This window comes from Pararcticibacter amylolyticus, from assembly GCF_003130405.1.
Taxonomy (GTDB): Bacteria; Bacteroidota; Bacteroidia; order Sphingobacteriales; family Sphingobacteriaceae; genus Arcticibacter; species Arcticibacter amylolyticus.
On the sequence record NZ_QEAS01000015.1, the window covers coordinates 67,420 to 93,984 of the forward strand.

At 45.0% G+C, this 26,565-nt stretch carries 25 protein-coding genes; 11 read left to right on the forward strand and 14 right to left on the reverse strand.

What is annotated here, in order from left to right; genetic code table 11:
* The 6 genes from DDR33_RS26740 to DDR33_RS17590 form a co-directional block, all read right to left on the reverse strand.
* On the reverse strand, positions 1 to 421 hold a 421-nt coding region (locus DDR33_RS26740), incomplete at its 3' end, for a tetratricopeptide repeat protein (RefSeq protein ID WP_238387849.1).
* Positions 418 to 1,458: a vWA domain-containing protein gene (locus tag DDR33_RS17570; RefSeq protein ID WP_109417115.1), complete on the reverse strand. Its 1,041-nt coding sequence runs from the start codon at positions 1,456 to 1,458 to the stop codon at positions 418 to 420. The genes DDR33_RS17570 and DDR33_RS26740, both read right to left, overlap by 4 nt.
* Complete coding sequence (locus DDR33_RS17575) at positions 1,458 to 2,465, reverse strand: vWA domain-containing protein (RefSeq protein ID WP_202913776.1); 1,008 nt, start codon at positions 2,463 to 2,465, stop codon at positions 1,458 to 1,460. The genes DDR33_RS17570 and DDR33_RS17575 overlap by 1 nt, the downstream gene beginning before the upstream one ends.
* On the reverse strand, positions 2,452 to 3,435 hold the full coding sequence (locus DDR33_RS17580; protein ID WP_109417116.1) for a hypothetical protein: 984 nt from the start codon (positions 3,433 to 3,435) through the stop codon (positions 2,452 to 2,454). Before DDR33_RS17580 ends, DDR33_RS17575 begins: the two co-directional genes overlap by 14 nt.
* The gene (locus DDR33_RS17585) at positions 3,435 to 4,316 is read right to left on the reverse strand and encodes a DUF58 domain-containing protein (RefSeq protein ID WP_109417117.1); all 882 of its coding nucleotides are present in this window, start codon (positions 4,314 to 4,316) and stop codon (positions 3,435 to 3,437) included. Before DDR33_RS17585 ends, DDR33_RS17580 begins: the two co-directional genes overlap by 1 nt.
* A gap of 108 nt (positions 4,317 to 4,424) precedes the next feature.
* Entirely contained in the window at positions 4,425 to 5,447 is a 1,023-nt protein-coding gene (locus tag DDR33_RS17590; protein WP_109417118.1) for an AAA family ATPase, read from the reverse strand.
* 287 nt (positions 5,448 to 5,734) lie between these two features.
* Here DDR33_RS17590 and DDR33_RS17595 point away from each other — a divergent pair, with 287 nt between their 5' ends.
* A complete protein-coding gene (locus tag DDR33_RS17595; protein WP_109417119.1) occupies positions 5,735 to 6,748 on the forward strand; it encodes a PorP/SprF family type IX secretion system membrane protein in 1,014 nt (337 codons plus the stop codon).
* 117 nt (positions 6,749 to 6,865) lie between these two features.
* Here DDR33_RS17595 and DDR33_RS17600 read toward each other — a convergent pair whose 3' ends face one another.
* Entirely contained in the window at positions 6,866 to 10,396 is a 3,531-nt protein-coding gene (locus DDR33_RS17600; RefSeq protein ID WP_109417120.1) for a gliding motility-associated C-terminal domain-containing protein, read from the reverse strand.
* A gap of 231 nt (positions 10,397 to 10,627) precedes the next feature.
* Here DDR33_RS17600 and DDR33_RS17605 point away from each other — a divergent pair, with 231 nt between their 5' ends.
* Together DDR33_RS17605 and DDR33_RS17610 are read left to right on the forward strand one after the other, a co-directional pair.
* Positions 10,628 to 11,206: a helix-turn-helix transcriptional regulator gene (locus tag DDR33_RS17605; protein ID WP_109417179.1), complete on the forward strand. Its 579-nt coding sequence runs from the start codon at positions 10,628 to 10,630 to the stop codon at positions 11,204 to 11,206.
* A gap of 21 nt (positions 11,207 to 11,227) precedes the next feature.
* The gene (locus tag DDR33_RS17610; RefSeq protein ID WP_109417121.1) at positions 11,228 to 11,842 is read left to right on the forward strand and encodes a hypothetical protein; all 615 of its coding nucleotides are present in this window, start codon (positions 11,228 to 11,230) and stop codon (positions 11,840 to 11,842) included.
* Here the strand turns inward: DDR33_RS17610 and DDR33_RS17615 are convergent.
* On the reverse strand, positions 11,839 to 13,698 hold the full coding sequence (locus DDR33_RS17615; RefSeq protein ID WP_109417122.1) for an Nramp family divalent metal transporter: 1,860 nt from the start codon (positions 13,696 to 13,698) through the stop codon (positions 11,839 to 11,841). The two genes, DDR33_RS17610 and DDR33_RS17615, sit on opposite strands and share 4 nt — an antisense overlap.
* Positions 13,699 to 13,801: 103 nt before the next feature.
* On the opposite strand from DDR33_RS17615, the gene DDR33_RS17620 reads away from it, so the two are divergent.
* Positions 13,802 to 14,272 carry an Lrp/AsnC family transcriptional regulator gene (locus tag DDR33_RS17620; protein ID WP_109417123.1) on the forward strand — a complete coding sequence of 157 codons (471 nt, stop codon included), beginning with the start codon at positions 13,802 to 13,804 and terminating at the stop codon, positions 14,270 to 14,272.
* A 69-nt stretch (positions 14,273 to 14,341) separates the two neighbouring features.
* Here DDR33_RS17620 and ung read toward each other — a convergent pair whose 3' ends face one another.
* On the reverse strand, positions 14,342 to 15,019 hold the full coding sequence (ung, locus tag DDR33_RS17625; protein WP_109417180.1) for a uracil-DNA glycosylase: 678 nt from the start codon (positions 15,017 to 15,019) through the stop codon (positions 14,342 to 14,344).
* 78 nt (positions 15,020 to 15,097) lie between these two features.
* Here ung and DDR33_RS17630 point away from each other — a divergent pair, with 78 nt between their 5' ends.
* Positions 15,098 to 15,649, forward strand: coding sequence for a hypothetical protein (locus DDR33_RS17630; protein ID WP_109417124.1), 552 nt, complete (start codon positions 15,098 to 15,100; stop codon positions 15,647 to 15,649).
* Positions 15,650 to 15,666: 17 nt separating this feature from the next.
* Here the strand turns inward: DDR33_RS17630 and DDR33_RS17635 are convergent, their stop codons facing one another.
* From DDR33_RS17635 to DDR33_RS17655, 5 genes are all read right to left on the reverse strand, one after another.
* Positions 15,667 to 15,882 (reverse strand): hypothetical protein, encoded by a 216-nt coding sequence (locus DDR33_RS17635; RefSeq protein WP_109417125.1) that lies wholly within the window; start codon positions 15,880 to 15,882, stop codon positions 15,667 to 15,669.
* 81 nt (positions 15,883 to 15,963) lie between these two features.
* Positions 15,964 to 17,685 (reverse strand): lysine--tRNA ligase, encoded by a 1,722-nt coding sequence (lysS, locus tag DDR33_RS17640; RefSeq protein ID WP_109417126.1) that lies wholly within the window; start codon positions 17,683 to 17,685, stop codon positions 15,964 to 15,966.
* A 47-nt stretch (positions 17,686 to 17,732) separates the two neighbouring features.
* On the reverse strand, positions 17,733 to 19,646 hold the full coding sequence (locus tag DDR33_RS17645) for an AMP-dependent synthetase/ligase (RefSeq protein ID WP_109417127.1): 1,914 nt from the start codon (positions 19,644 to 19,646) through the stop codon (positions 17,733 to 17,735).
* 213 nt (positions 19,647 to 19,859) lie between these two features.
* Positions 19,860 to 20,186, reverse strand: a complete 327-nt coding sequence (locus tag DDR33_RS17650; protein WP_109417128.1) for a HesB/IscA family protein — start codon at positions 20,184 to 20,186, stop codon at positions 19,860 to 19,862.
* Between the two features lie 48 nt (positions 20,187 to 20,234).
* Entirely contained in the window at positions 20,235 to 21,419 is a 1,185-nt protein-coding gene (locus DDR33_RS17655; protein ID WP_109417129.1) for a cysteine desulfurase family protein, read from the reverse strand.
* 254 nt (positions 21,420 to 21,673) lie between these two features.
* Here DDR33_RS17655 and DDR33_RS17660 point away from each other — a divergent pair, with 254 nt between their 5' ends.
* The 6 genes from DDR33_RS17660 (at position 21,674) to DDR33_RS17685 (ending at position 26,545) form a co-directional block, all read left to right on the forward strand.
* Positions 21,674 to 21,922, forward strand: coding sequence for a type B 50S ribosomal protein L31 (locus DDR33_RS17660; RefSeq protein ID WP_109417130.1), 249 nt, complete (start codon positions 21,674 to 21,676; stop codon positions 21,920 to 21,922).
* Positions 21,923 to 21,988: 66 nt separating this feature from the next.
* Positions 21,989 to 23,176: a GlmU family protein gene (locus DDR33_RS17665; RefSeq protein ID WP_109417131.1), complete on the forward strand. Its 1,188-nt coding sequence runs from the start codon at positions 21,989 to 21,991 to the stop codon at positions 23,174 to 23,176.
* A gap of 3 nt (positions 23,177 to 23,179) precedes the next feature.
* The gene (gene tpiA, locus DDR33_RS17670; RefSeq protein ID WP_109417132.1) at positions 23,180 to 23,947 is read left to right on the forward strand and encodes a triose-phosphate isomerase; all 768 of its coding nucleotides are present in this window, start codon (positions 23,180 to 23,182) and stop codon (positions 23,945 to 23,947) included.
* A gap of 2 nt (positions 23,948 to 23,949) precedes the next feature.
* Entirely contained in the window at positions 23,950 to 24,795 is an 846-nt protein-coding gene (gene prmA / locus DDR33_RS17675) for a 50S ribosomal protein L11 methyltransferase (RefSeq protein ID WP_109417133.1), read from the forward strand.
* A gap of 36 nt (positions 24,796 to 24,831) precedes the next feature.
* Complete coding sequence (locus DDR33_RS17680) at positions 24,832 to 26,196, forward strand: UDP-N-acetylmuramate--L-alanine ligase (protein ID WP_109417134.1); 1,365 nt, start codon at positions 24,832 to 24,834, stop codon at positions 26,194 to 26,196.
* Between the two features lie 7 nt (positions 26,197 to 26,203).
* Positions 26,204 to 26,545: a helix-turn-helix domain-containing protein gene (locus tag DDR33_RS17685; protein WP_109417135.1), complete on the forward strand. Its 342-nt coding sequence runs from the start codon at positions 26,204 to 26,206 to the stop codon at positions 26,543 to 26,545.
* Positions 26,546 to 26,565: the final 20 nt, after the last annotated feature.

Consider the following 26,565-nt stretch of genomic DNA (forward strand, 5'->3'; position numbering starts at 1 on the left):
TCAAAAGCTGTTGTGCATATGCCAGGTTGTAGCGGGTTTGATCATCTTTGGGATTATTAAGAAGAGCTTTTTTATACGCCTCAATGCTCTCCTGGATTTTCTTTGAGGAAAGAAGGGTGTTTCCGAGGTTATGATAGGCCTGGGCGGCGACGTTCTTATCTTTGGAGGCCGCGGCTATCTTTTCGAACTGTCCGCCTGCTTCGGTGAATTTTTTCTGCTTGTAAAAGGCATCCCCGAGGTTGAAATTCCCTTCTACAGAATGGCCTTTTGCCAGGACTGATTGCCGGTAGCTGGCTTCTGCTTCTTTATATTTTTGCTGTTTGTATAGTTCGTTCCCCTTTACGACATATTTTTTTTCTTTCTGTGCGAAAAGAAAGGAAGCCTGCAATACCAGGTAGGAAACTAAGATCAATTTCTTCATGGCTTTTTTACTTCAAATAGTTTTAACCTGCTGATTCTTCTGTTTTTACGGTGATGAATGAGGAAGTCGACAACCAGTAAAAGGAACGCTAATGTGAGCATGATCTGAAAGCGGTCTTCGAAGTCCTTAAACGATTTTGTACCGTATTCCCGGCGCTGGATCTTAGAGGTTTCGTCCATGATGATGTTCATTCCGCTGTTGCTGTTGGTGGCCCTGACATAGGCGCCGCCTCCCGCGGAGGCTATCTGACGGCACATATCCTCATTGAGCTTACTGATAACAGTGTGGCCGGTGCTGTCGGTATGAAAGCCGGCTACCTTTCCATTTTTGTAAAGCGGCACTGGTGCCCCTTCTGCAGAGCCAAGACCAATGACATGGACGGTTACATCCTTTTCTTTTGCTGAAGCTGCTGCGGAAACTGCATCATCTTCATGATTCTCTCCGTCGGTCATGATGATCATGGCTTTGCCCATTCCGTCTTTGAAATCGAATGATTTCATTCCCATCCCGATGGCTGCGCCGATTGCGGTTCCCTGAGTAGGCACCATACTGGTGTTGATGGTATTGAGAAACAGCTTGGCTGCCGAGTAGTCGGTCGTGACCGGGAGCTGTACGTAGGCCTGTCCGGCAAATACGATGATGCCTATACGATCGTCGTGGAGGTTGTCTATCAGCTGTGAAATGGCTCTTTTGGCATTTTCAAGCCGGTTGGGGGCCAGATCCTGTGCCAGCATGCTGTTGGATACATCGAGCAGGATCATCAGGTCGGCGCCTTTGCGTTTTACTTCTTCCATTTTGGTCCCGATCTGTGGATTGGCGAGGCCGGTTACCAGCAGGATATACGCGCAGATGAACAGTATAAATTTGATCCTTGGTTTGGATGATGAGACTTCCGGCATTACCTGCCTGAGCACTTTGCGTTCGCCAAAGGCTGCCAGCGCCTTTTTTTTCCACCGGCTGGCCCTGAAAAACAGGAAAATGAAAAGAGGCACCAGCATGAGTGCCCAGAGAAATTCTATATGTTCGAATCGTAACATTATGTCAAAGCTCCTTTAAATACAGTATTTCTTAAAATGAATTCGAGCAGAAGGAGAACAGCTGTGATCAGGGCGAAAGGCCAGAACACCTCCGTCTTTTTACGGTACTGAGTGACGTCGATCTTCGCTTTCTCCAACCGGTCGATCTGTTCGTAGATTGCTTTCAGTTTTTCGTTGTTAGTTGCCCTGAAATATTTGCCGCCAGTGACCGAGGCAATCTTGCTGAGTGTTGCTTCATCGATCTGCACCTGCATCTTCTGGTAGGTGACACCACCGTAGGGCGAGGGGACAGGGTAAGGGGCATATCCGTTTGTGCCTACGCCAACGGTATATACCCGGACATTGAAATGTTTGGCAATTTCGGCTGCTGTTAAAGGCGGTATGGAGCCCGCATTGTTGGAACCGTCGGTTAAAAGGATGACTACTTTACTTTTTGCTTCGCTGTCTTTCAGGCGGTTTACCGCAGTTGCCAAACCCATTCCTATAGCTGTTCCGTCTTCTATCATTCCGAACTTTATTCCGCTGAACATATTGATGAGAACATCGTGATCAATGGTGAGAGGACACTGGGTAAAACTTTCTCCACTGAATACGACCAGCCCGATACGGTCGCCTGGTCGGTCTTTTATAAAATCTATGGCGATGTTTTTTCCCGCTTCCAGGCGATTAGGCTTAAAATCTTCGGCCAGCATGCTTCCGGAAATGTCGGAGGCTATAATTATATCTATTCCTTCCGTGGTAGTATTCTGCCAGCTTAAAGACGTTTGAGGCCTTGCCAGTGCTATTATGAGAGCTGCCAGTGCCAGCAGCCTTAAAACAACCAGGCTATGCCTTAACCCGGGCTTTAGCTTCTTTACGGGCGAAGAGAAGCTTTTCAGAGCAGGTACGCGGAGGCTGCCCTGGAACTCCTTTTCTTTCCAGATATACCAGGCTGCCAGCAAGGGGATACTGAGCAGGAGCCAGAAGAATCCGGGGGTGGCAAATTCGATATTCTTAAGAAAGTCCATTCTTTCTGTCTCCTTCTTTATTTTCGGGCTCAGAGGCCTTCTTTTGAGTGCTGGTTACAAACATGATGGCAGTGTCCATGCTGCTTTCATTCTCCGCCGGAAGAGGTTTTTCCTTAGCGAACTTCACAAGGTCGGCCAGGGTCAGGATCTGACGGAGCTTGTCACGGTCGGTATCCTCCAGTCCGGAATGCCGGAGGCTCCTGAATATTTCTTCGCTGGTTTGTTCCATTGCTTTTATCCGAAACCTCTTTTCGAGATATTCTCTTACTATATCGGTTAATTCGCTATGGTATAGTTTTACCTGGTCCTGCTGCCATAGTTTCTTATTTCTCAGGTCTTCAAGTTTGTTTAATGCAAGTTCATGTTCAGGAAGTACAGGAACTTTTACTTCCTCCTGTTGTACCTGTTTCCGTGGCCGGTTTTTGAAATACCGGTAGAGGAAAAAGATGAGAATGATGAGAAAGAGAGGCAGCGCCACCCAATACCAGTTATCGCGAAGCCAGTCCAGGAACGTGTACTTCAAAGATAGCGGCTGCTTGATATCATAAAATGCTTTCGAGGTATCTACCTGTACAGGCAGCACCTGAAGTGTAAGTTCTTTCGTGTTGAATTCGCCTGCTTTGGTATGGAAGGTGAATGCAGGAATGGTATAGGTGCCGGGTTCAAAAGATGTTACGGTGATATGCTGAGCGATCGTCTCTGTGCTGATGTCGTCTTTGGCAAAAGACGTATCAGCCTTCATACTGACGATCTGGACTTTCCCGATGGAATCTTTCAGGACAGGAAGCCTGACACTGTCTTTAGCCGGGAACGTGATGCTGAGATGAAGAGTGGTTTGATCGCCGAGCGGCATGGACACCTGATCAAGGCGTGCATTTACCCGCGTACTGGTTTGCGCATCAGCGGAAAAGCTTCCGATGGTGAAAAGCAGGATTAAATACAGTTTGCTGTAAAAAAGGTATTTTACCATTATCTGCGAGCCCCCCTTTGTTTAAAAAGTGTTACCAGTGGTTTGATATATTGTTCGTGTGTGCCGATACTGGTGAAATCGACACCTGAGCGACGGAACTGGTTCCTGAGCTCCTCATTTCTTCGGAGTGCCTCTGCCCTGAAAGTGCTCTGGACTTCTTTGTCACTGGTATTGATCCACTGGATCTGGCCTGTTTCGGCGTCCTGTACGGGGATCAGCCCGAGATCAGGGAATTCTTCCTCGTGTTTATCGTAGAGTCTCAGTGCAACTATATCATGTTTCTTATTAGCAATCCTGAGTTCTTGTTCGAAGGAAGGACTCAGAAAGTCGGAGATAACAAATGCCGTACATCTTTTGCGGATGACGCTTGTAAAGTACTTCAGCGCCTGAGCGACATTTGTTCCCTGATTTTCAGGTTGGAATGCCAGTAGCTCACGAATGATCATCAGGATATGGCTTCGTCCCTTCTTCGGAGGAATAAATTTCTCGATCTTGTCGCTGAAAAATATCACGCCTACCTTGTCATTGTTTTGAATGGCAGAAAAGGCGAGCACAGCACATAGCTCGGTGGCGAGATTTTGCTTGAGCTGATTGATGGTCCCGAAGTTGCCCGAGCCGCTCACATCCATCAGCAGCATGACGGAGAGTTCCCGTTCTTCGTTGAATACCTTTACGAAGGGGTGGTTAAAACGGGCCGTGACATTCCAGTCGATCGTCCTGATCTCATCTCCAACCTGGTATTCCCTGACTTCACTGAATGCCATCCCCCTGCCCTTAAAAGCAGACTGGTATTCGCCGGACAACAGATTGGTACTCAGTCCGCGGGTTTTGATCTCTATTTTTCTGACCTTACTGAGGAGGTCTTTGGTGTCTTGAGGCATAGTTAGCAATTAGCAAATTGGCTTCCGGCTGTCAGCAACCGGCTATCAGCTCCTGCATTTAAAACTTAACAGGAACCTTCACCTTTAAACTTTATCCTTTGAACTTTTTCAGGGTACTTCCACCGCATTGAGGATCCCGGTGATGATATCTTCGGTGGTGACGTTTTCTGCTTCTGCTTCGTAGCTAAGGCCAATCCGGTGTCTGAGTACATCGTGACAGATTGCACGCACGTCTTCGGGAATGACATAGCCTCTGCGTTTTATGAAGGCAAAAGCCTTGGCGGCGAGTGCAAGACTTATGCTGGCACGCGGAGAAGCACCATAGGTGATCAGATTTTTGTAATCTGCCAGTTTATACTGATCGGGGAAGCGGGTGGCGAAGACGATGTCGATGATATATTGTTCGATCTTCTCGTCCATGTAGACTTCTTTTACAACTTTGCGTGCTTTTATAATGTCATCGGGCCGGATGATGGGATTGGGCTTTAACATCCCCTGCGGTGCAATATTTGCCCTGACGATCCTTTTTTCTTCTTCTTTGTTTGGGTAGCCGATGACGATCTTTAGCATAAAGCGGTCGGTTTGCGCTTCCGGAAGCGGATAAGTTCCTTCCTGCTCGATGGGGTTCTGTGTGGCTAACACCAGAAACGGAGAGGGAAGAGCAAACGTGTTGTCGCCTATGGTCACCTGCCTTTCCTGCATGGCTTCGAGGAGGGCACTCTGTACTTTCGCAGGTGCGCGGTTGATCTCATCGGCCAGGATGAAGTTGGAAAACACAGGCCCCTTCCGGACTACAAACTCATCTTTTTTCTGGTTATAGATCATGGTTCCTACAAGGTCGGCAGGAAGCAGGTCGGGAGTAAATTGTATCCGGCTGAAATCGGCCTGAACCGCTTTTGCCAGGGTGTTAATCGCAAGCGTTTTAGCGAGGCCGGGCACTCCCTCAAGCAGCACATGCCCGTCGGCGAGGAGACCGATCATCAGCCTTTCTACCATGTATTTCTGACCAACGATCACTTTATCCATCTCCATCATCAGGAGATCAATAAATGCGCTCTCTCTCTGGATCATTTCGTTGAGAGCACGGATATCTGTTGTGTACGACGAATGGGTGTTGGTTACTTCTTCCATAAAGCTTTATATTTCGCAAAGGCAAACTTAAAAAGAGGACGGGGTTTTAGCCAGACATGAGAAGCTTTTTTATGTTAAAAAGTGTTAAAAGATTTGGAAGGCACATTTGATGAGGCCAGACAGAGACCGGAAGGGGGAAACTTCCGTGGTGTGAGGTGCCTGGAATTGATGTGATTGTGTATCAGGTTTTAACAGCCGAAGCATGTTGGTTTGTGTTTGAAAAATATTTTTAATATACCCGGAATTTGTGTTATAATTGATACCGTGTTTACAGTTAAAAATATCCAATGAAATTTTCCCTGGGCCTTATAGTGTTTGTTGCGGTCAGCTTGTTTTCGTATGGCCAGGGCAGGCCCCGAACATCGCAGTATATCTTTAATAATTATCTTCTTAATCCGGCAATCTCGGGGATCGATAATTATACAGACGTAAAGATGGGATACCGCAATCAGTGGCAGGGTATGAAAGATGCTCCAAGAACGTATTACGTATCGCTGCATGCCCCTATAGGGGAGGCTTTTATCCGGAGTTCTGTTAACTCGTTTCCTGCAGTGGGAGAAAACCCACTGAGCAGGCAATATGTAAATAGCTTTATGTCGGCTGAACCGCATCATGGAGTAGGCTTTTATGCACTGACGGATAAAGCAGGGATGATCCGGCAATCTATCGTAAACGCAACCTATGCCTATCACCTTGGACTTAGTGAAATATTAAATATGTCTGTAGGTGTATCTGCGGGGTTCTCTTCCATCAATATTGATATCAGTAACGTAATAGCCGATAATATACCGGGAGATGCACTGTTATCTGCCGACTATAATAACAGGATACGCCCGGATGTAGGATTCGGTATATGGATGTATACGCCCCGGGTTTTCCTAGGGTTGTCAGCTAAACAACTGATCGGCCGGCATGAACGTATTACCGACGGACAGGCCACCGTAGGGCAATACCAGCAGCCATCATTTTATGGAACTGTGGGTTATAAATTCTTTCTTGGTGAGGATCTGGCAATTGTTCCTTCCGGCTTGCTCAGCTATGCTTTGAATTCTCCGGCAGCGATAGATGCTAATTTGAAACTGGCTTACAAAGATAAGTTATGGGCAGGTAGCGGGTACAGGAATAATGATTCCTATTCTTTAATGGCGGGGTTTAACGTTGGTTACCTGCTAAACCTCAGTTATTCTTATGATTTCAGTACATCGCCTCTCAGGAAGGTGAACACCGGTTCGCATGAAATCGTTATCGGGCTTCTGTTAAATAACCGGTATAAGGTAAACTGTTCACAGAGACAATTTTAGGCATAAAAGCCGCCTGCCAGTAATTAGCTGCCGGCTATTTGCAATCAGCTATCAGGAAAATACCTGCCGGATATCAGTAATTGGCTTAGCTGCCGCCTCTGATTCTTTATGTTGCGATCATCTAAGCAGTGTGAGACTTCCGCTGAGGGGTTTACAGTCTCCGCGTAAATCAATACGATAATAGTATGCGCCTGCAGGTAGCTCTGCCCCGCGAAAATGGCCTGTGAATGGTTTGATATACGGACCGATACACTCATATACCAGCTGTCCTTCGCGGCTGTAGAGCTGTATACGAATATCCGGGTAATCAGGGAGCCCCTTTAGCGACCAGATGTCGTTTATATTGTCTCCGTTGGGAGTCATGATGTTCGCTATTACAAGATTGTCGTTCGTAACTTCCACATGGAACTTTGCAAAGCTGCTGGAGCAGGCGCCGAGACGGCGAACGATATAGTAGTCTGCTGTTTTGGCAACTTTGAAGATGAAAGTTCCCTTGGTGCTTTCGAGGATAGGAGTGGGATCTGACAGGTCCTGATATAGCTGGTAGTTGCCCTCTTCAACGTTTTCCACCTGAATCAGGATTTCCGTTGTGTAGCAAACGCGCGTATCGCCGACTTTTGGATCGGCCATTTCTCTTGTTTCGTTCTCTATGATGTACTCTCTGCTGACAGCCAGTCCGCATGTGGTATTATCGGTCAGCGTAAGTTTATAAGTGCCTGCACCTACGTTTACCATGTCTTTTCCTGCTCCCACCTGGTCTCCATCTGAGTTTTGCCAGACATACGTGTATCCGGGAAGCCCGCCCACCGGTTCTATACCGGTAATTGACCCTCTGTTTAATTCACAGTAGTCATTCGATCTTTTAACTTTTGACTCATTGATCTGCAGTAAGGGGATTCGGGATATTGCAAATGTGAATAGCTGCGGACATTCATTTACATCGTAAGCAATGTACTGGTAATTACCTTCATTCAGATTTTCCAATTTATCGCTCGCGCCATTTAAAAGATGACCGCTTTCATCCATCCATTCAAATCTTAAAGGGCGGGGAGAGTTTCGGCTGAACGTCAGAGTGATAGAGCCATTAACCTGTCCGCACTTTGCAGGATCTTCATTATGAGTGAATGAGTAGACCGGTTGCGGTGCATCAGAGATGTTGAAAGGGGCAGGGGAACTTGTACACCCTGTTGTACTGTTTTTTGCGGTGAGGCTATAATTGCCGACAGCCAGGCCTTCAATCGGAAAAGCTGTACCTGAATAAACTCCCTGCCTGACAAGAGCTCCGCTATTATTGTTGTATAAAGCCCATGAGTCGCCCTCCTTGATCGTTATGCCCTGGATGGAACCGTTGGGCTTTCCACAGGTTGCCGGCATGGCGTTGCCGCTTGTGATCTCGACCGAATTGTATATGCTGATGTACATTTCCTGGCTGAGAACAGGAGAGCACGAGCCCTGGTCGGTCACTTCGAGAGCGTACCAGCCTCCGCTGACGTCGATCAGGTCTTTTGTATTTCCAACTAAAACGTCTTTTTTTCTTGTCGTAATGTCGAATGTATACCATGCATATTGCGCAGTCCCGGTAATATCTGTTACTTCAACATCTGTAATGGCGCCGTTAGCATGACCGCAGGCTGCGGCTTTGGTGTGCCTGTTGCTGATATTAAACTTCGGAGTGGGACGGCGGTTAATCTGGCTGGTTGGAGTAGATGAAATGGGCGCACATCCTGCATCGTCCGTTACTTCAACTGTGTATTTTCCTTCAGGCAGATAAATATTCTCACCAAAGCCAACTGTCTGGCCGTTTGCATTTTTCCACCTGTAAACGATTGTGCCCTTGCCGCGCTTGGTGGTTGCCCGGAACAGAAACGTCGTTTCGCCGCATTGTGGTATCGGTTCAGTGATCACCGGGGTGGTAAGGATTTGGTCGGTGATGTAGAAGGTGTGAGAAACGGTGGTGCATCCGTCATTTATCTGCACTTCATAGGTACCGACGTCGAGGTTGCGTACGGACTGTGAATTCCCTATGAAAACAGAAGTGTTGTTTGACTCGAGCCGGAACCATTTGAAATCAATGCCTTCCCGCGGTTCTGAGATCGTAATGCTCCCCGCTCCCTTACAGGTTACCGGTTCCACGGCAGCTTCATTATTGCGCAGTCCAGCTGTTGAAAACATCGAGGTAACGTAAGTCGGCATACTGGCCGTGGCAACGACATGCCCGGTGAGATTACCGGTGTATTCCCAGTTGCCGTTATTATCTGCACTTGTGGTGAAGAAGTACGTTTTTCCCTGGCAGCTTCCGGGGCAGTTATCTGAATAAAACAACTCGACTTCCGCATTGGGCGTTGCTTTCCCTGAAATGTAATTTGCCCGCTTTTTTAAAACCTGTATGTACGTTTGCGGTGCGTTGGTAGCCTTGCCAATTCCAAATTGTTTGTTGCAAAAAATGCTGTTGCGCGAAATGACGACAGGTTTGTCCGACAGGACGTCTATGCCATATCTGTTATAGCCGATAAAGTTCTTGTCTCCGGTTGCGGAACGGCCTATATTTCCCTGAGCTCCGCTTTCAATCCGGATGCCGGTGGTATTGCCAAGGTCTGCCGTGCCGTTCTTGTCTGTACCAATGTAATTCCCTGTTATCAAAAAACTGGCATTTGCAACAGATATACCACATGAGAGATGCCCCGAAATTACATTTTTAAGAATGTTAAGATCAGTCATGGCGGCATTCGCCCTGATCCCATACATGTCTATATTGGCGGTTTGTGAAAATATAGGGAGGGTTTTAAAGTCTTTTGTTCCGGAATAATCCGTTCCGATTTTATTGTTTATAATATTGACGGGAACCCTTGTGGCGGAATAGTAATACGAACTTCGGTCAATGAGTATGTCGGTTCCGTTAGCAGCGATGACATTTTCTTCGTTACTGTTGTCTCCGCCAATATTTACTGTCCGGTCATAAACCTGAATATTGATACCCGTCTGGTTGGTGTTGCCTGTCGTGCCGTTATCGAGGAGCCCTATCAGGTTTGACTGGATGGTGATAGTCCCGGATGAAATAATATTGGAAGTACCATTCCAGTAGCTTGAGCTGTTAACCTGTATGCCATTTACATTTCCGCAAATGACATTTCCTTTGCCGGGAGCTCCTATTTTTACATTTTTAGCGTTATAATCTACGATAATGCCGGAACCCTGTGAGGTGTTGACATTAGAAAGGGAGGTGATATCCGCAAAGTTCCGGATGTAAAGCCCATATATCTCGATATCGTTAACGGCTTCATTGTATGTTTTTGCACCAATGACCAGGCCGTGATAGTAGACATTGGTGTATTCCCGTTCGATGATGACTTTTGCACCTGAAACACCGAAAGTGCTTGATGGCTGGCTGCTTCCATCGATGATGAGCCTGGAGCTTACGTTAGGCAGCTGACTCCTTAGCCGTATCGTTCTGTCGTTAATTGTACTCCCTGGTAAATTGAAGATGATCTTATCGGATACAGCGCTTCCGTTGGCTTCGGCGTCAAGCAGAGCCTGGCGAAAAGTACCGGGACCCGAATCTCCATTGCTGGTTACTGTAAATGTATCTGAAAAAGCAAAATTTGCTGTTACAACTAAAAAGAAAATGATAAGGAAACTTACCCGAAACATGCTTAATTATAAGCAGCCAAAGTACAATAATATTTTGATTTGACAACTCATGAATAAAAGAAAATCTGCATGTTATGAGTTTTTCTGAGCTGTTAGCACAGAATAATGCCCGGAACTGAGGGACGGTGATTTTGCTGATGGATAAGGGGCATCTATTTGCTGATTGTAATAAAATATTTTAGACAAGCCCGGGTTGGCCGCCCGTGGATTATTTTCAATAAGTTTGCATTCATGGCAGATCTTTTTATCAAAAATATGGTGTGTGCCCGCTGTATCCTTGTTGTAGAGAACGAGTTGACAAAACTGGGGCTCCATCCGGTTAAAGTGGAACTGGGACACGCGGGACTGGAGGAGGAGATCCTGGATGGGGGAATGCGTGCGCTGGTGAGTGCGAGGCTCCATGAACTGGGCTTCGACCTTCTGGACGATTCGAAAACGAAGATGATAGAGGCTGTAAAGGGAGTTGTTATCCAAAAGATACATCATTCTGAGAACCTCGATCTGAAAGTGAACTGGTCGGAAATTATCTCCGGTGAATTGCATCATGACTATGGCTACCTGAGCAAATTGTTTTCGTCTGTGGAAGGGATCACGCTGGAGCAGTATATCATCCGTCAGAAAGTAGAAAAGGCTAAGGAGTTGTTATTTTATGATGAGCTTAATCTGAGTGAAATAGCGTACAGGCTTGGATACAGCAGTGTTCAGCACCTGTCATCTCAATTTAAAAGGGTAACGGGGCAAACCCCTTCGGAGTTTAAGACGTTAAGAAACGAGGGGACTTCAAGAAAACCCATTGACTCGCTTATTTAACTTAATCTGATCGCTGTTGCTATGAGGAACATTATTGCCGGAATATTTCTGTTGTCAGCTCTTTTGATGTCTTGTGGTATAGGAAGCCAGGTAGACCGGCTGAAAGCACTTGAGCAGTGTTCTTTCGGCTTTCAGTCGGCCGATAGTGTCTACCTTGCCGGGAACGATGTGCCGAAACTCATCAGCCGGGGAGAGGCAGGATTGCTTGCGAATCCTTCGCTGGTACTGGCGATGCTGCAAAGGAAGATCCCGTTTAAGGCCCGGATACTGATACAGGTGCTGAATCCCGGACAGGAAGAAGCTGGTATAAGTGCGTTTGAATATAAGATTATGATCAAAGACGTTCAGCTTGCCGAAGGATATTTCGATAAACCGCTTGTTGTAAAGCCTGAAGGAGGTACAACGTTGGTTCCTGTAAAAATAGATACAGATCTCTACCCGGTACTTTCCAACAGCCGGAACCAGAAGGCGATAGCTGATTTCCTTTCCCAGCAAACTGAACAAATTGCTGTGGTTACGCTGAAGATCAAGCCAGCTTTTGATCTGGGCGAAAAGAAGATAAATTACCCCGGATATATTGATATTAGCAGGGAGATCAGCAATAGGCAATTAAAGTCTTTCCTGGCAGCCCGCTAGCGGACAATCAGTACCGGGATCTTCACCTTGTGCCTGACAGTATCGAGGGTGCTGCCAAAGATAATGTCTTTAATTCCTCTATGGCCGTGTGCTGCCATTACAAGCAGGTCCATATTGTTGGCCTTTGCCAGGCGCGCGATGGCACTGGCCCTGTTTCCGTAGTCGATCAAAACAGAAGCTTTATAGCCCAGGTCTTCCAGGTTTGACTGATACTTCTTTAAATTTTGAAAGTCACTCTGGGTCTCAAAATCCATCACTTTTTCACCATGATAGGTAGCTCCCGCGCTGTCCACTACATGGATGAGGTAATAATGGGCGTTCTTCCCTCCCTGGATCAGGGCATTCCTGATTGTGTTCCTGTCGCGGCCAGAGAAATCTACCGGGACACCAATATGGGAATAAATAACTCCTTCGGGTGCTGAAATATCCGTTGCCTGTCCATACAGTGCATTGTATTTTTCTGTTCTTACTTTGTTGATCACCGGGTGTAGCGAAACATAGATAAGGAGGAGCAGGATGCCCAGCACTACCGGCAGTATAAATACATAAATCCACCAATGGCTTCCTGAGGTATTGAACCAGTTGAGCACCTCTTCGAAAACTAGTTTCATATTGAGGACAACAATAACCAGGGCACTCAGCCATGCCAGTATTTTTACCCAGGGTTTGATGGCAAACTCGCCCATTTGATTCTTGTCTGATGTGAAATGGATGAGGGGAATGACCGCAAACCCGAGTTGCAGACTGAGGACAACCTGGCTCAGTACCAGCAATTCGCCAAGAGCTTCTTCCCCGAAATAGAGGATTGTAAAGAAAGCGGGTATGATGGCGAGAAGGCGTGTGAGCAGCCGGCGCAGCCAGGGCTGGATCTTAAGATTCAGATGCCCTTCCATAATGATCTGTCCGGCCAGGGTGCCGGTGACGGTTGAACTCTGCCCCGCTGCAATTAAGGCAATGGCGAAAAGGGCAGGGGCCAGTGAGCCAAATATATTGTCGAGTAGTTTGTGAGCATCCTGTATTTGGGCTACTTCGTGATAGCCGTTCTTAAAGAATGCTGTTGCTGCCAGGATGAGAATAGACGCATTGACCAGAAACGCGAGATTTAGCGCTACTGTGGTGTCGATCAGGTTGAATTTGAGGGATTCCCGTATTCCTTCCGGCGTGCGTTCTATCTTCCGTGTCTGTACCAGGGAGGAATGAAGGTAGAGGTTGTGCGGCATAACCGTTGCACCGATAATTCCTATAGCGATATAAAGTGCGTCTCCGCTGAGAACTGAAGGCTCAAACCCCTTTATTACTTCCGGCAGCGAAGGCTCGACAATAAACATCTCCGCCAGAAAAGACAGGCCGACAATAAACACCATGGATACAATGAAACTTTCCATCGACCGCATTCCTTTGTTTAATAAGAATAACAGGAGAAATGTGTCGAGGATAGTGATGGAAATACCCCAGATAAGAGGAAGTCCAAAGAGTAGTTGTAATCCGATCGCCATCCCGATTATTTCTGCCAGGTCGCACGCGATAATTGCTATCTGAGCCAGAGCAAAAAGCGGATAGTTTGCCCAGGAGGCGTAAGTATTCCTGGATGCCTGTGCTAGATCGAGCCCTTTGACGATTCCCAGCCGTGCTGATAAAGATTGCAGAAGGAGAGCGATGAGGTTAGACATGAGAAGTACCCAGATAAGCTTGTATCCGAACTGACTGCCCCCGGCGATATCCGTGGCCCAGTTTCCGGGGTCCATGTATCCCACACTGACAAGATAAGCAGGTCCGATAAAAGCTAATAATTTGCGCCATCCTTTTTTGCCGGATGTCGTGACAGTTGAATGGACTTCTCCTAAAGATTCTCCCATAAAGCTTTACTTCTTGTTTTGCAAATCTAATATTAAAATTAGATTAATCTAAAAATAAAATATTATTTCAAATTGTTTTAAATTGGCAGAATAATTCTAAATTATGCCATACCAACCAGACAAAATTGATCTTCAAATTCTCAAAACGCTGCAGCAGAATGGCCGTATTACAAATCTGCAGCTTTCAACAGAAATCGGCCTCTCCCCGGCTCCGACATTGGAACGGGTACGAAAGCTTGAAAATCTCGGGATTATCAAGAGTTATCATGCGAGGGTAGACGAAGAAGAATTGGGTCTGGGGATTAAAACATTTATCCAGATTCAGCTTGATTTTCATCAGAACAACACGATTCAGACTTTTGTTGACGAAGTAAAGAAAATTCGTGAAATCATCGAATGTCACCATGTTACCGGTGGCTGCGACTTCGTTCTTAAGATCTATGTAAAGGATATTAAGGCTTACGAAAAGCTGATTATGGATAAGATCAGCAGGATAAGGGTGGTGAAGACGTTTCAGACGATGATGATTCTGTCTACCAGCAAAAGGGAGCCGGTGTTGCCGCTGGACTACTAAAGAGAATTATGGGTGATGAGTTATGGGTGATGGGTTACCCATAACTCATCACCCATAATTCATAACTCTTTACACGATCTGCCAGTCTATCTCTTCCAGTCCCTGATCTTTCAGCAGTTTATTTGTTTTGGAAAAATGGCGGCACCCGAAGAACCCGTGGTCTGCCGAGTAAGGAGACGGGTGCGCGGCTTTGAGAACAAAATGCTTTGAGTCGTCGATGAGAGGGATTTTTGCCTGGGCATTTTTTCCCCAGAGGAGAAAGACAAGACCTTTTCTTTTTTCGGAGAGCTGACGGATTGCTTCGTCGGTGAATCTTTCCCAACCCTTGTTGTGGTGCGAAGCGGGCTCTCCTTTGCGGACGGTGAGGGTGGCATTGAGCATGAGGACTCCTTCGTCAGCCCATTTGGTCAGTTCGCCATGTGAGGGGATCGTAAAAGTTTCTATATCGTTTTTTAATTCTTTATAGATGCTCCTGAGAGAAGGAGGGATGGTCACTCCTTTCTGAACGGAAAATGACAGGCCGTGAGCCTGCCCTTGTCCGTGATAGGGATCCTGGCCCAGGATGACTACCTTAACTTTGCCGAAAGGTGTATGATTAAAGGCATTGAAGATCATGTTCCCGGGAGGGAAAACTACTTTCCCCTCCTGTTTTTCTTTCTGAAGAAAAGCCTTCAGGTTGTGCATATATTCTTTTTCGAATTCTCCTTCGAGAACTTCTTTCCAGGATTCTTCAATCTGAACAGACATAGTTGTATATTTTTTGTTTAAGCGGTTAAATAAGCGGATATTTGCATCCACTTAACAAAACAACAAAGAAAAAAATATATGCCGAATTTTTTTAGGTTAATAATAGCTTTTGCTTTACTGGGATCTTCAATTGCGATGATGGTGTTTGGGCACTGGGGATGGGGTATCCTGGTGCTGCTTTTAGCTCTTGTTGTGTCTGTGACATTTTTCTTTAATGAAAGGATGCTCATTGCGCAGTATTACCTGCGTAAGGAGAATATGGAAAAGGCTGAGAGCTGGTTGAAAAGCATTAAGAATTATGAGCGCGAACTTTTAAAGGCTCAGCACGGCTATTACAACCTCCTGATCGGCCTTATCGAATCACGCCGGGCTCCTATGCAGTCTGAGAAATATTTCAAAAAGGCGCTTTCCCTCGGTATGACGATGGATCATAATATCGCTCTTGCAAAGTTAAGCCTTGCGGGTATTGCGATGGCAAAGCGTAATAAAAGAGAAGCCACCATGTATCTTCAGGAGGCTAAGAAGGCAGATAAAAATAAGTTGCTGGCCGAGCAGATCAAGATGATGCAGGGACAGATGAGTCAGCTGGATAAGACGGTTGTACAGACCAGAGGATTCAGGCCGAGGTAAATGATTAACCTCAGTTCCTATTTATCATCAAGATGATCGAAATAGGAACTTCTTTCTGCTTTTGATACCTTGCTGATAATGTCTTCTTCTTCGGATGAGGCATGGTTCCGGGTGAAAAACTTCTCAGCCTGAATGCGTTTCAGCAACTGATTAATAAATGAAAGATCGAAGTCTTCTTTACTGAGTTTGATCAGGTATTCGTTCTCTGTAATTTCAATACTGGACAAGTTCATAAAAATTCCATTTTTCAACAAACATAAGAAAGGCCTGTAAACTCAGTGTTTACAGGCCTTTAAGCTTTTGTTAAACGTTTTTTATTCGAACCATTCCATTACCGCTTCTTTTGAAGGAATGGAAATATCCAGCTTTAGTTTTTTGCGCATGCCACCCAGATCGTTAAATACTTTATTCGGATTGGCAGCTTTCAGTTCTTCAATCGTGTTGAAGCCCATCTTTAGCAGTACTGGTACCCACTCTGTCGGAACTCCGATCGCCACAAAGTCATCTACAGACGCTACTTTCAGCTTTTTCTCGGGGCGCATTTGCGGGAAGAACAGGACTTCCTGGATGGTGCTCTGATTGGTCATAAGCATTACCAGGCGGTCGATCCCGATGCCGAGCCCAGAGGTAGGGGGCATCCCGTATTCCAGGGAACGAAGAAAATCTTCGTCCATTGCCATTGCCTCTTCATCTCCCCGGTTTGCGAGCAGAAGTTGATCTTCGAAACGGGCTCTTTGGTCGATCGGGTCATTCAGCTCAGAATAGGCATTCCCGATTTCCTTTCCATTTACGAATATCTCGAACCGCTCTACTAATCCTTCTGCACTGCGGTGCTTTTTGGCAAGAGGAGTCATCTCGATAGGATAATCAGTAATGAACGTAGGTTGTATTAAATTGGCCTCCACCTTTGCGCCAAAGATCTCATCGATAAGTTTTCCTTTACCCATGGTCTTGTCTACTTCGATACTAAGGTCGCGGCATACCTGGCGCAGCATGGTTTCGTCCATCTGAGAGACATCGATACCCGTATATTTCTCGATAGACTGAAACATAGTCAACTTTTCATAAGGTCCCGCGAAGTCTATCTGGTGCTGGCCAACGGGAACTACGGAAGTTCCGTGAATAGCCTTTGCGATCTCTTCCAGGCATTCCTCTACCATAGACATCATCCATATATAGTCCTTATAAGCTACATAGATCTCCATGGATGTAAACTCGGGGTTATGGGTTCTGTCCATCCCTTCGTTCCTGAACATTTTTCCGAACTCATACACTCCGTCGAACCCTGCCACGATAAGACGCTTTAAATAGAGCTCGTTAGCGATACGGAGGTAAAGCGGCATGTCGAGGGTATTGTGGTGTGTCTTGAATGGCCTTGCTGCCGCTCCGCCGTGAACCGCCTGAAGAATTGGTGTTTCTACCTCCATCCATCCCTGAGAGTCGAAATAACTTCTCATGGTTTTGATGACCTTGGAACGGTTGATGAAAATCTGCTTCAGACCGGGATTTACAGTAAGGTCGACATAACGCTGACGGTACCTTAACTCAGGATCGGTAAACCCATCATAGATATTACCCTGTTCGTCTCTCTTTACTACCGGAAGCGGTTTGAGGGATTTCGCAAGTATGGTGAGTTCTGAAACATGGATGGATATTTCGCCTGTCTGGGTAGTGAAGACAAAGCCTTTAACCCCAATAAAATCACCTATATCAAGTAATTTCTTAAAAACAGTGTTATATAATGTCTTGTCCTCATTGGGGCAGATATCGTCCCTTTTAAGGTAAAGTTGTATCCTGCCTGTGGAATCCTGGAGTTCTATAAAGGAAGCGCTTCCCATGATCCTGCGGCCCATGATCCGGCCGGCGATGCTGATACTCTTATAGGAAGTTTTATCTCTTTCGTAGTTTTCGTGTATATCCCGGGCGGTGACGTTCACCTCGTATGATTCGGCCGGATAGGGGTCAATACCCAGCTGTCTCAGCTGCTGTAAAGCTTCCCGGCGCAATATTTCCTGTTCGGATAATCCTATACTCATCGCGTGTTATGTAAATTTTTGCAAATATAGAAATTGATACGGGAAGTCTAATCTCCCGCCACTTCTTCCTGGTAAAGCTTATTAATATCTTCTGCGTATTTTTTTTCAATCACTTTACGTTTTGCTTTAAGGGAGGGAGTGATCTCACCGGCTTCAATGGAGAAAGGGTTTCGTTTGATCTTGAAATTCTTTATCCGTTCAAATTTGGCAAGCTCGTTTGAAAGAGTGCGGACATCTTGTGCGATCCAGTTTACAATCTCTTCATCCTCAATAAACATATCCGGTCTTTGAAAAAACTCTTCGGTAAGCCCGAACTGATGCTGCAGACTATCTTTGGAAGGGACTATAATCGCGGTGATATACTCCCGTTTATCACCTATCAGAAAGATCTGTTCGATCTTCTGACTCTTTAGGTAAGTATTTTCAACAGGGGTAGGATAAATATTCTTGCCGTAAGAATTCACCAGGATATTTTTGATACGATCAGTAATTTTAAGGTTTCCTTTATGGAACAGACCGATATCGCCCGTGTGGAACCAACCCTCCTGGTCAATTACCATTGCTGTTTCTTCAGGTTTGTTCCAGTATCCCTTCATCACGCAGTGACCCCTGACGATGATTTCCCCTTCAGGGGATTCAAATTCCGGGTGGAATGTATCGTGGGTTTGTATGGTATATATCTTTCGGGTATCCGGGTCCTGGATGCCTACTTCAATTCGCGGAATAATCCTTCCTACTGTACCGTATACCTGGCGATCGTATTCTGTAACAGCCATAACCGGAGATGTTTCGGTAAGACCGAATCCTTCCAGTACTTTGATACCCAGGTTGCCGAAAAATTCTCCTACATTTTGAGGGAGGGCTGCGCCGCCGGAGAGAAGGAATTTTAATCTGCCGCCGGTTTTTTCTTTTACTTTGCTGAACACCAGCTTGTCTGCTAGTTTGCGTTGCAGGGAGAGGAACAGTCCCGGATTTTTTCCTGCCTCTTTTATTTCCCGGTATTTTTTTCCCGTTGCTACTGCCCAGTTAAATACTCTGGCTTTAGCTCCCCCGGCTTGTGTTGCGCTTTTCACTGCCTTATCGTGAATCCGTTCGAGAAGGCGGGGAACGCAGCTCATCACAGTTGGTTTAATTTCTTCCATGTTCTTTGCCAGCAGTTCGAGGCTCTGGGAGAACGCAATCTTACACCCTTTTGCACAGCAAATATGGTAAGTTGCAGTGCGCTCGAAAACATGTGAAAGAGGAAGGAAGGATAAAAAAAGCTCCTCTGTGTTTACTATCGTGATCTGCTCCAGGGAGGCCCATACATTGTCGGTGAAATTGGCGTGAGTGAGCATCACGCCCTTGGGAATACCGGTAGTACCAGAAGTATAGATAAGAGCTGAGAGATCAGACGACAGTACGGCTTCTCTGCAGGCATTGATTTCATTCCTGTGAGAAGGAAGACTCTTTCTGCCTTCTTCTAAAAGAGCTGAAAATCCGATGATCCCGGCGTTGAGCGGCTGATTGTCAAGATGCTTTTCGTAACCCTCGAAAGCCGGGATTATCCGTTCGAGTGATGGACAGTTGTTGGCGATTTTTAATATCTTCCTGAGAAGAAAAGGGGTGCCGACCAGGATGGTTCTTACTTCTGCATCATTTAAAATATATTCAATTTCGTGTTCTGCAAGTGTGGGGTAAACAGATACGTTCACTCCGCCTATTTGCTGAAGTCCCTGGTCGTAAAAAATATACTGGGGAGAATTTTCTATAATGAATCCCAGACGGTCTCCTTTCCTGATCCCCATATCAAGGAGATAACTTGAAATGGCATCAGCATTATCCAGGGTTTCTTTATAGCTGATCTCTTTCCATTCATTTCCCTGTTTATGTAACAGGAAGGTTTTTGTTTCCGGATGAATGTTCTTAACGACGTTACGTAGTAATTTAGGAACTGTGTTGAATTCGTTCTTCAAATTCATTTATCGGTTATTTGTTTGAACAACAATATACATAATCTATACCACAAAAAAAGGGGCTACGGCCCCTTTTTTTGCAAAGATATCAATAAGAAGTGATATATGATAAATTAGAAATGAGATTGAAAGCCCCGAAAACGGGGCTGCAATAGTTGCATAGAGAAATTATTCAGCGGTCAGGATAAGCTGTTCTCTGAATAATTTCTAATAGGCTGGTTATACCGAGAAGCTTTCACCACAGGCGCAGGTGCGGCTTGCATTGGGGTTATTAAAATTGAACCCCTTGCCGTTAATGCCATCTGTGAAGTCTAGTTCGGTACCGGCCAGGTATAAGAATGATTTTATGTCGAGGGCTATGCGTATTCCTTTGTCTTCAAAAAACTGATCGCCTGGTTTTTCCTGATTATCAAAATCGAGTTTGTATGATAGCCCTGAGCATCCGCCGCTCTCTACTGATACCCGCAGAAAATAAGAGTTGTCGTAGCTGTTTTCGCTGATCAGGGTATTAATTTTATTTTGAGCCCTGTCTGTTATTGTTATCATAGTGTTTACTTTTCAGAATAAAATAACGATTTCTTTTCTACTATATTTTTAAACTGCCGTTTTGGCCGAATTATGTTCAGCCGGGAATTGAGCACGAGCCTGATCTATTGCCAGTACAGCCTGCTCTGCAGCAAAATTAATTTCTTCTTCCGTTGTAAATCTGCCCAGGCTAAATCTTATCGAAGAGTGTGCCAGATAATCGGGAAGTCCCATGCTTTTTAATACGTGGGATGGTTCGGGAGATGCAGATGTACAGGCAGAGCCTGAAGATACCGCCAGGTTTTTCATCGCCATCAGGAGATGCTGTCCCTCTGCGTTCCGGAATGCGATGTTGCTGACGTGGGGCAGCCGGGATTTCGTGCTGCCATTAATATAAGCTCCCCCTGTACCTAGAATTGCGTTTTCCAGTTTATCTCTGAGGGCTGAAAGCCGCCCGGATTCCAGGTTCATATTCCTGATGCAAAGTTCGGAAGCTTTGCCCAATCCCACTATTCCGGGGATGTTGAGGGTGCCGGAGCGCATTTGTCTTTCATGCCCCCCGCCATCTATCTGTGCCGTGATCCTGACTCTTGGATTTTTTCTTCGTACATACAGGGCTCCGGCTCCCTTGGGTCCATACATCTTGTGAGCAGAAAGGGCGAGCAGATCAATTCCTTCACGCTGTACGTTTACCGGGATTTTGCCGGCGGCCTGGGTGGCATCAGTGAAAAATATCGCTCCGGCTTCATGGGTGATGGCCGCAAGTTGCTTAACCGGCTGGATGACGCCAGTCTCGTTATTGGCGTACATGATGGCGACAAGTATGGTTTCCGGGGTGATGACGCTTTTTAGTTCCTGCGGATCAATGAGTCCATCCTGCATTACCGGCAGATAGCTGATCCGGGCCCCCTGACTTTCGAGGTGCTTGCATGTGTCGAGAACAGCCTTGTGTTCAGTCACGCATGTAATAATATGGTTCCCCTTTGTACGGTATGTTTCAAATACACCTTTTATTGCCAGGTTTATTGATTCCGTGGCCCCGGAAGTAAACACGATTTCGGTGGCTGTTGCACCGATCAGCTCTGCAACCTTTTCTCTTGCCATACCGGCTGCCTCCTCTGCAATCCAGCCATACAAATGATTCTTGCTTGCAGCATTCCCGAATTTTTGTGTGAAATAAGGTAACATAGCCCCAAGCACTTCCGGATCAACCGGCGTTGTTGCATTGTTGTCTAAATAAACCGGGAGATTCATATCTTTATTCACAAGAATCTTTGCTGCTGTACAAAGATACGTAAAACTGTATGCAGCGCTTAGCCGGGCTTGAGCCCAGGAAAGGTTTTTCGGTAAATATGACTAAAATGTGATCCTGCTCATTTTTGCTTGCCCAACTCACAATGAAGGGGAATTGCGGTTATCTCTTGCAGCCAGTAATACGATAGTTTTTAAAATGATTTTGAATTTTCAAAAATTACTCTCATATTTGCGCCTTTGAAAAGTTTTAGATCATGAAGGCTGATTTGCATCCAAAGAATTATAGATTAGTTGTTTTTAAGGATATGTCTAACGACTATTCTTTCATTACCAAGTCTTGTATTGACACCAAAGAATCCATTAAATGGGAAGATGGTAATGAATACCCACTTGTAAAACTCGAAATTTCTCACACTTCACATCCGTTCTATACAGGCAAGATGAAGTTAGTTGACACTGCTGGACGTATAGATAAGTTCCGTAGCCGTTACGCTAAGAAGTAATAAAAAATATATAAATATTGTGAAAGTCCCGGTGAACAGCCGGGACTTTTTTTATTTTTGCCCCAAATGACCATTATCCTGTTTGATGATTCAGCGCGTGACAGCTTGTTGCCTTTAACATTCACACGCCCTGTAGCTGCTCTGAGAATCGGAATTCTTACTATTGCCGAGAAGTGGGCAAAGTACCTGAAAAGTGATGTTGCTTATCTCACAGCACCGTACCTTCAGGAAAAATTCAGTTTTAGTACCAGTAACGATAATTTGTTTGTCAACGGGTCTGTGTGCCCTGACGACATTCTTCTTGAAGCAATAGATAAACTTGCTGAAGGAGAAGCCCTGTTCCTGGAAGATATTTTGATTGCAGCCCGTTTAAATAGTGCCGGCGCGAAGGAATTTAATTCTTCTTTAAGCCGTCTGAAAAGTATTCCGTACATGCCGGAAATAACGAGGATCGTTTATCCGGAGCATATTTTTCTTCTCAATGATATCGAAATAACGAGAGATTTTAAACTCCTCACTGCCGGACGTACTTCGGCCAGGTTGAGCTCTACCAACACGATATTGGGAGATAACATTTTTGCAGAAGAAGGAGCGTCAGCTGAATGCAGTGTTTTTAACACTTCTCAGGGGCCTGTTTATCTTGGAAAAAACAGTGAAGTATGGGAAGGGTGCCTGATCAGGGGGGCTTTTGCTCTTTGCGAAAATTCGCAGGTAAAAATGGGCGCTAAGATTTATCCTAAAGCGACAATAGGGCCTTATTGCAGGGTGGGAGGTGAGATTAATAATTCTGTTATTATGGGATATTCCTCCAAAGGTCATGAAGGTTATCTGGGAAATTCAGTGATAGGGGAGTGGTGTAATATGGGGGCCGACAGTAATAATTCTAATCTGAAAAATAATTACGCTGAGGTGAAGCTCTGGAACTATGATTCTGCTTCGATGAGAAATACAGGCCTGCAGTTTTGCGGGCTGATCATGGCCGATCATTCCAAGTGCGGAATCAATACGATGTTTAATACTGGCACGGTAGCAGGAGTTAGTGCGAATATTTTCGGATCGGGTTTTCCTGCTAACTTTATACCGGATTTCTCATGGGGCGGGCAGCAAAAAATGGAAGAGTACAGGTTTGACAAGGCGATGGAGACCATTGAAAGGGTATATGCCAGGAGAAACAGAATATTTGATGAAGCTGAAAAACAAATTCTCAGGAAAGTTTTTGATCTAACTAAACAATATAGAAATTTTAACAATTAAACGATGAGAAAAAAAATAGTAGCCGGTAACTGGAAAATGAATATGGACTATACCTCAGGGGTAAGTCTGTTTTCAGAGATCATTAATATGATAAAAGATGAAGTAAGAGGAGATCAGGAAGTAATTGTATGTCCGCCCTTTGTTCATCTTCACAGTCTTGTCCAGCTTGCAAACCAACATCCTAAGATCAGCATCGGTGCGCAAAACTGTCATCAGGCAGATGCCGGTGCTTATACAGGCGAGATTTCGGCCGCGATGATTAAGTCCATCGGCAGCGAATATGTTATTCTTGGGCATTCAGAACGCCGCCAGTACTTTGCTGAAAGCAATGAATTGCTTGCAAAGAAAACGGATATGGTGCTTAAAAATGGTTTGAAGCCGATTTTTTGTATCGGTGAAACACTAGAGGAGCGTAACAGCAACATTCATTTCGATGTGATAAAGACACAGCTTGCTGAAGGTGTATTTCATCTTACAGCAGAGGATTTTGCAAATGTGGTGTTAGCTTATGAACCTGTTTGGGCGATCGGAACAGGCGTTACTGCTTCACCAGAGCAGGCTCAGGAAGTTCATGCGTTTATTCGTAAGGAAATAGAAAGCCGTTACGGGGATGCCATTGCAGATAATACCACTATCCTTTACGGAGGAAGCTGTAATCCGGGAAATGCTCCTGAACTTTTCTCTCAGAAGGATATTGACGGAGGCCTGATTGGAGGTGCATCTCTTAAATCCCGCGATTTTACAGAAATAGTAAAAGTATTTAATAAATAGAGTTGGATTATTTTGAATTTAGTTTCAGGGTAGACGCTCAGGAGGATTTTTACAAGGACCTGCTTCTGAATGCTGTTTCAGAAGCAGGCTTTGATACCTTTGAAGATACTGCTGATGGCTTTAATGCTTATATTTCGTCGGAAAGCTATGACGAACTGACTCTTCGGCAGCATCTGAAGCCGTTTGAAGAGATGTTCGCTTTTAGTTATCATTTTACATTTATTCCCCAGAAAAACTGGAATGAGGTATGGGAGAGTAATTTTGAACCGATCGTCATCAGCGACCGGTGTTATATCCGTGCTACCTTTCACGCCCCCCATCCTGAATATCCTTATGAGATTGTCATTGACCCAAAGATGTCTTTCGGAACAGGACACCATCAGACAACTTCTATGATGATGGAATTTATGCTGGAAGAAAACCTGAGGGGCAAAACGGTTCTTGATATGGGCTGCGGAACAGGCATTCTTGCGATCCTGGCTGCAAAACTTGGTGCTTCAGGAGTAACAGCGATTGATTTTGATCCGGTGTGCTATGAAAGTACAAAAGAAAATTCTGTGCTGAATCATACATCGGAAATACAGGTTTTCTGCGGATCAGCTGAAGCTATTCCGGATATAAGGACAGATATAATTTTTGCCAATATAAACCGGAACATCCTCCTGGAGCAGATTTACAGGTATGCTGAAATCCTGGATACAGGAGGCTCTTTATATTTAAGTGGTTTTTACGAGGTCGACTGTCCCCTGCTCCTGGAAGAAGCTGCGAAATATTCCCTGGAGTATACATCGCAAAAGAAACTTGATAACTGGGTTGCACTGAAACTTTTAAAGAAACAGGTTGTTTAATAATTAGGAAAAAAATTCTTTTTGATTTAACCTCAAATGCGGATACATTTTATTGCTATCGGTGGAAGTGCCATGCACAATTTGGCGATAGCCCTGAAGCAAAAAGGTCACGATGTCTCGGGATCAGATGATGCTATTTATGAGCCTTCCAGGTCCCGCCTGGCAAAATATGATATTCTGCCCGAAAAGATGGGCTGGTATCCTGAGAATATTACAGCGGATATAGAAGCTGTTATACTTGGTATGCATGCCAGAGATGACAATCCTGAGCTTTTAAGAGCCCGGGAGGCCGGACTGAAGATCTACTCTTATCCTGAATATATATATGAGCAGTCGAAGGACAAAATCCGTGTAGTGGTAGGAGGGAGCCATGGCAAGACCACTATTACGTCGATGATTCTTCATGTGCTGAAGGAAAGCGGTCAAGATTTTGACTATCTGGTGGGAGCGCAGCTTGAGGGATTTGAGACAATGGTGAAGCTGTCTGACGCAGGCGTCATTATTATAGAAGGAGACGAGTATCTGACTTCTCCGATCGACCGAAGGCCGAAGTTTCATGTTTACCAGGCAAACATTGGTGTAATAAGCGGTATTGCATGGGACCATATTAATGTCTTCCCGACATTTGACAACTACGTTGAGCAGTTTAAAATTTTTCTTCAGACGATTATTCCGGGAGGAACGATCATTTACAATCAGGAGGACAGGATTGTGAACAAAATTGTACAGGAATCAGGTGCAAGTGTATCAAAAATAGGATACTCAGCTACCGAATATTCAGTTTCTGATGGCATTACCATTCTTCACGTGGGAGAAAAGAATATTCCGATTCTTGTGTTTGGTAAGCATAATCTGTACAATATTGAGGCCGCTCATGGCGTTTGTTCTAAGTTGGGAATCAGCGACGGGCAGTTCTATTCTGCTATTTCATCTTTTAAAGGAGCTTCAAAGCGCCTGGAGCTGTTAGGAAAAAATGCGGATACGGTGGTATATAAGGATTTTGCTCATTCTCCTTCCAAGCTTAAGGCAACGATTGAGGCTGTTAAAGAGCAATTTCCTGAAAGAGAGCTGGTTGCTGTGATAGAGCTTCATACTTTCAGCAGCTTAAACCGCGACTTTCTGAAGGAATATAAGGGAAGTATGGATCCTGCTGATGTGCCTGTGGTTTTTATCAGTAAGGAAACTTTTGAACAAAAAAAGATGAATGCTTATGGCGAACATGAAGTTAAAGAAGCATTTGGTAACAGCCAGTTAAATTTTTTCAACAATAATGAAATATTGGTCAAATTTTTGAGTTCTATTAATTATAAAGGGAAAAATTTGCTTCTCATGAGTTCGGGAAATTTCGGTGGGATGGACCTGACTGTGATGGCAGATACTGCCCTGGGTAAAGGAGGATAAACAAGGAATGAAAACTTTAGGCAAAAAGATAAGGCTTTTGCGGCACCAAAAGGGTTGGAGCCAGGAGGATGTAGCAAAAAGGTTAGATATTTCTATCCCTGCATTCTCAAAGATTGAAACCGGAATTACAGATATTAACCTTTCGCGTTTAGAACAGATCTCTAAGCTTTTTGATATGACAGTAGTACAATTACTAACTTATAACGATACTGAGCAGCAAGAGAAGTATATCACCGAACTGGAGACTATATCCAAGCGATTGCAGGAAAGAGAATCGGAAGTGATTCAGTTGCAGAAAAAGATTATAGATCTTTTCGAAGAAATCAGACGTTCGAAGCTGCTCGCTTAAAGATGCCGCCGGGCCTTTTC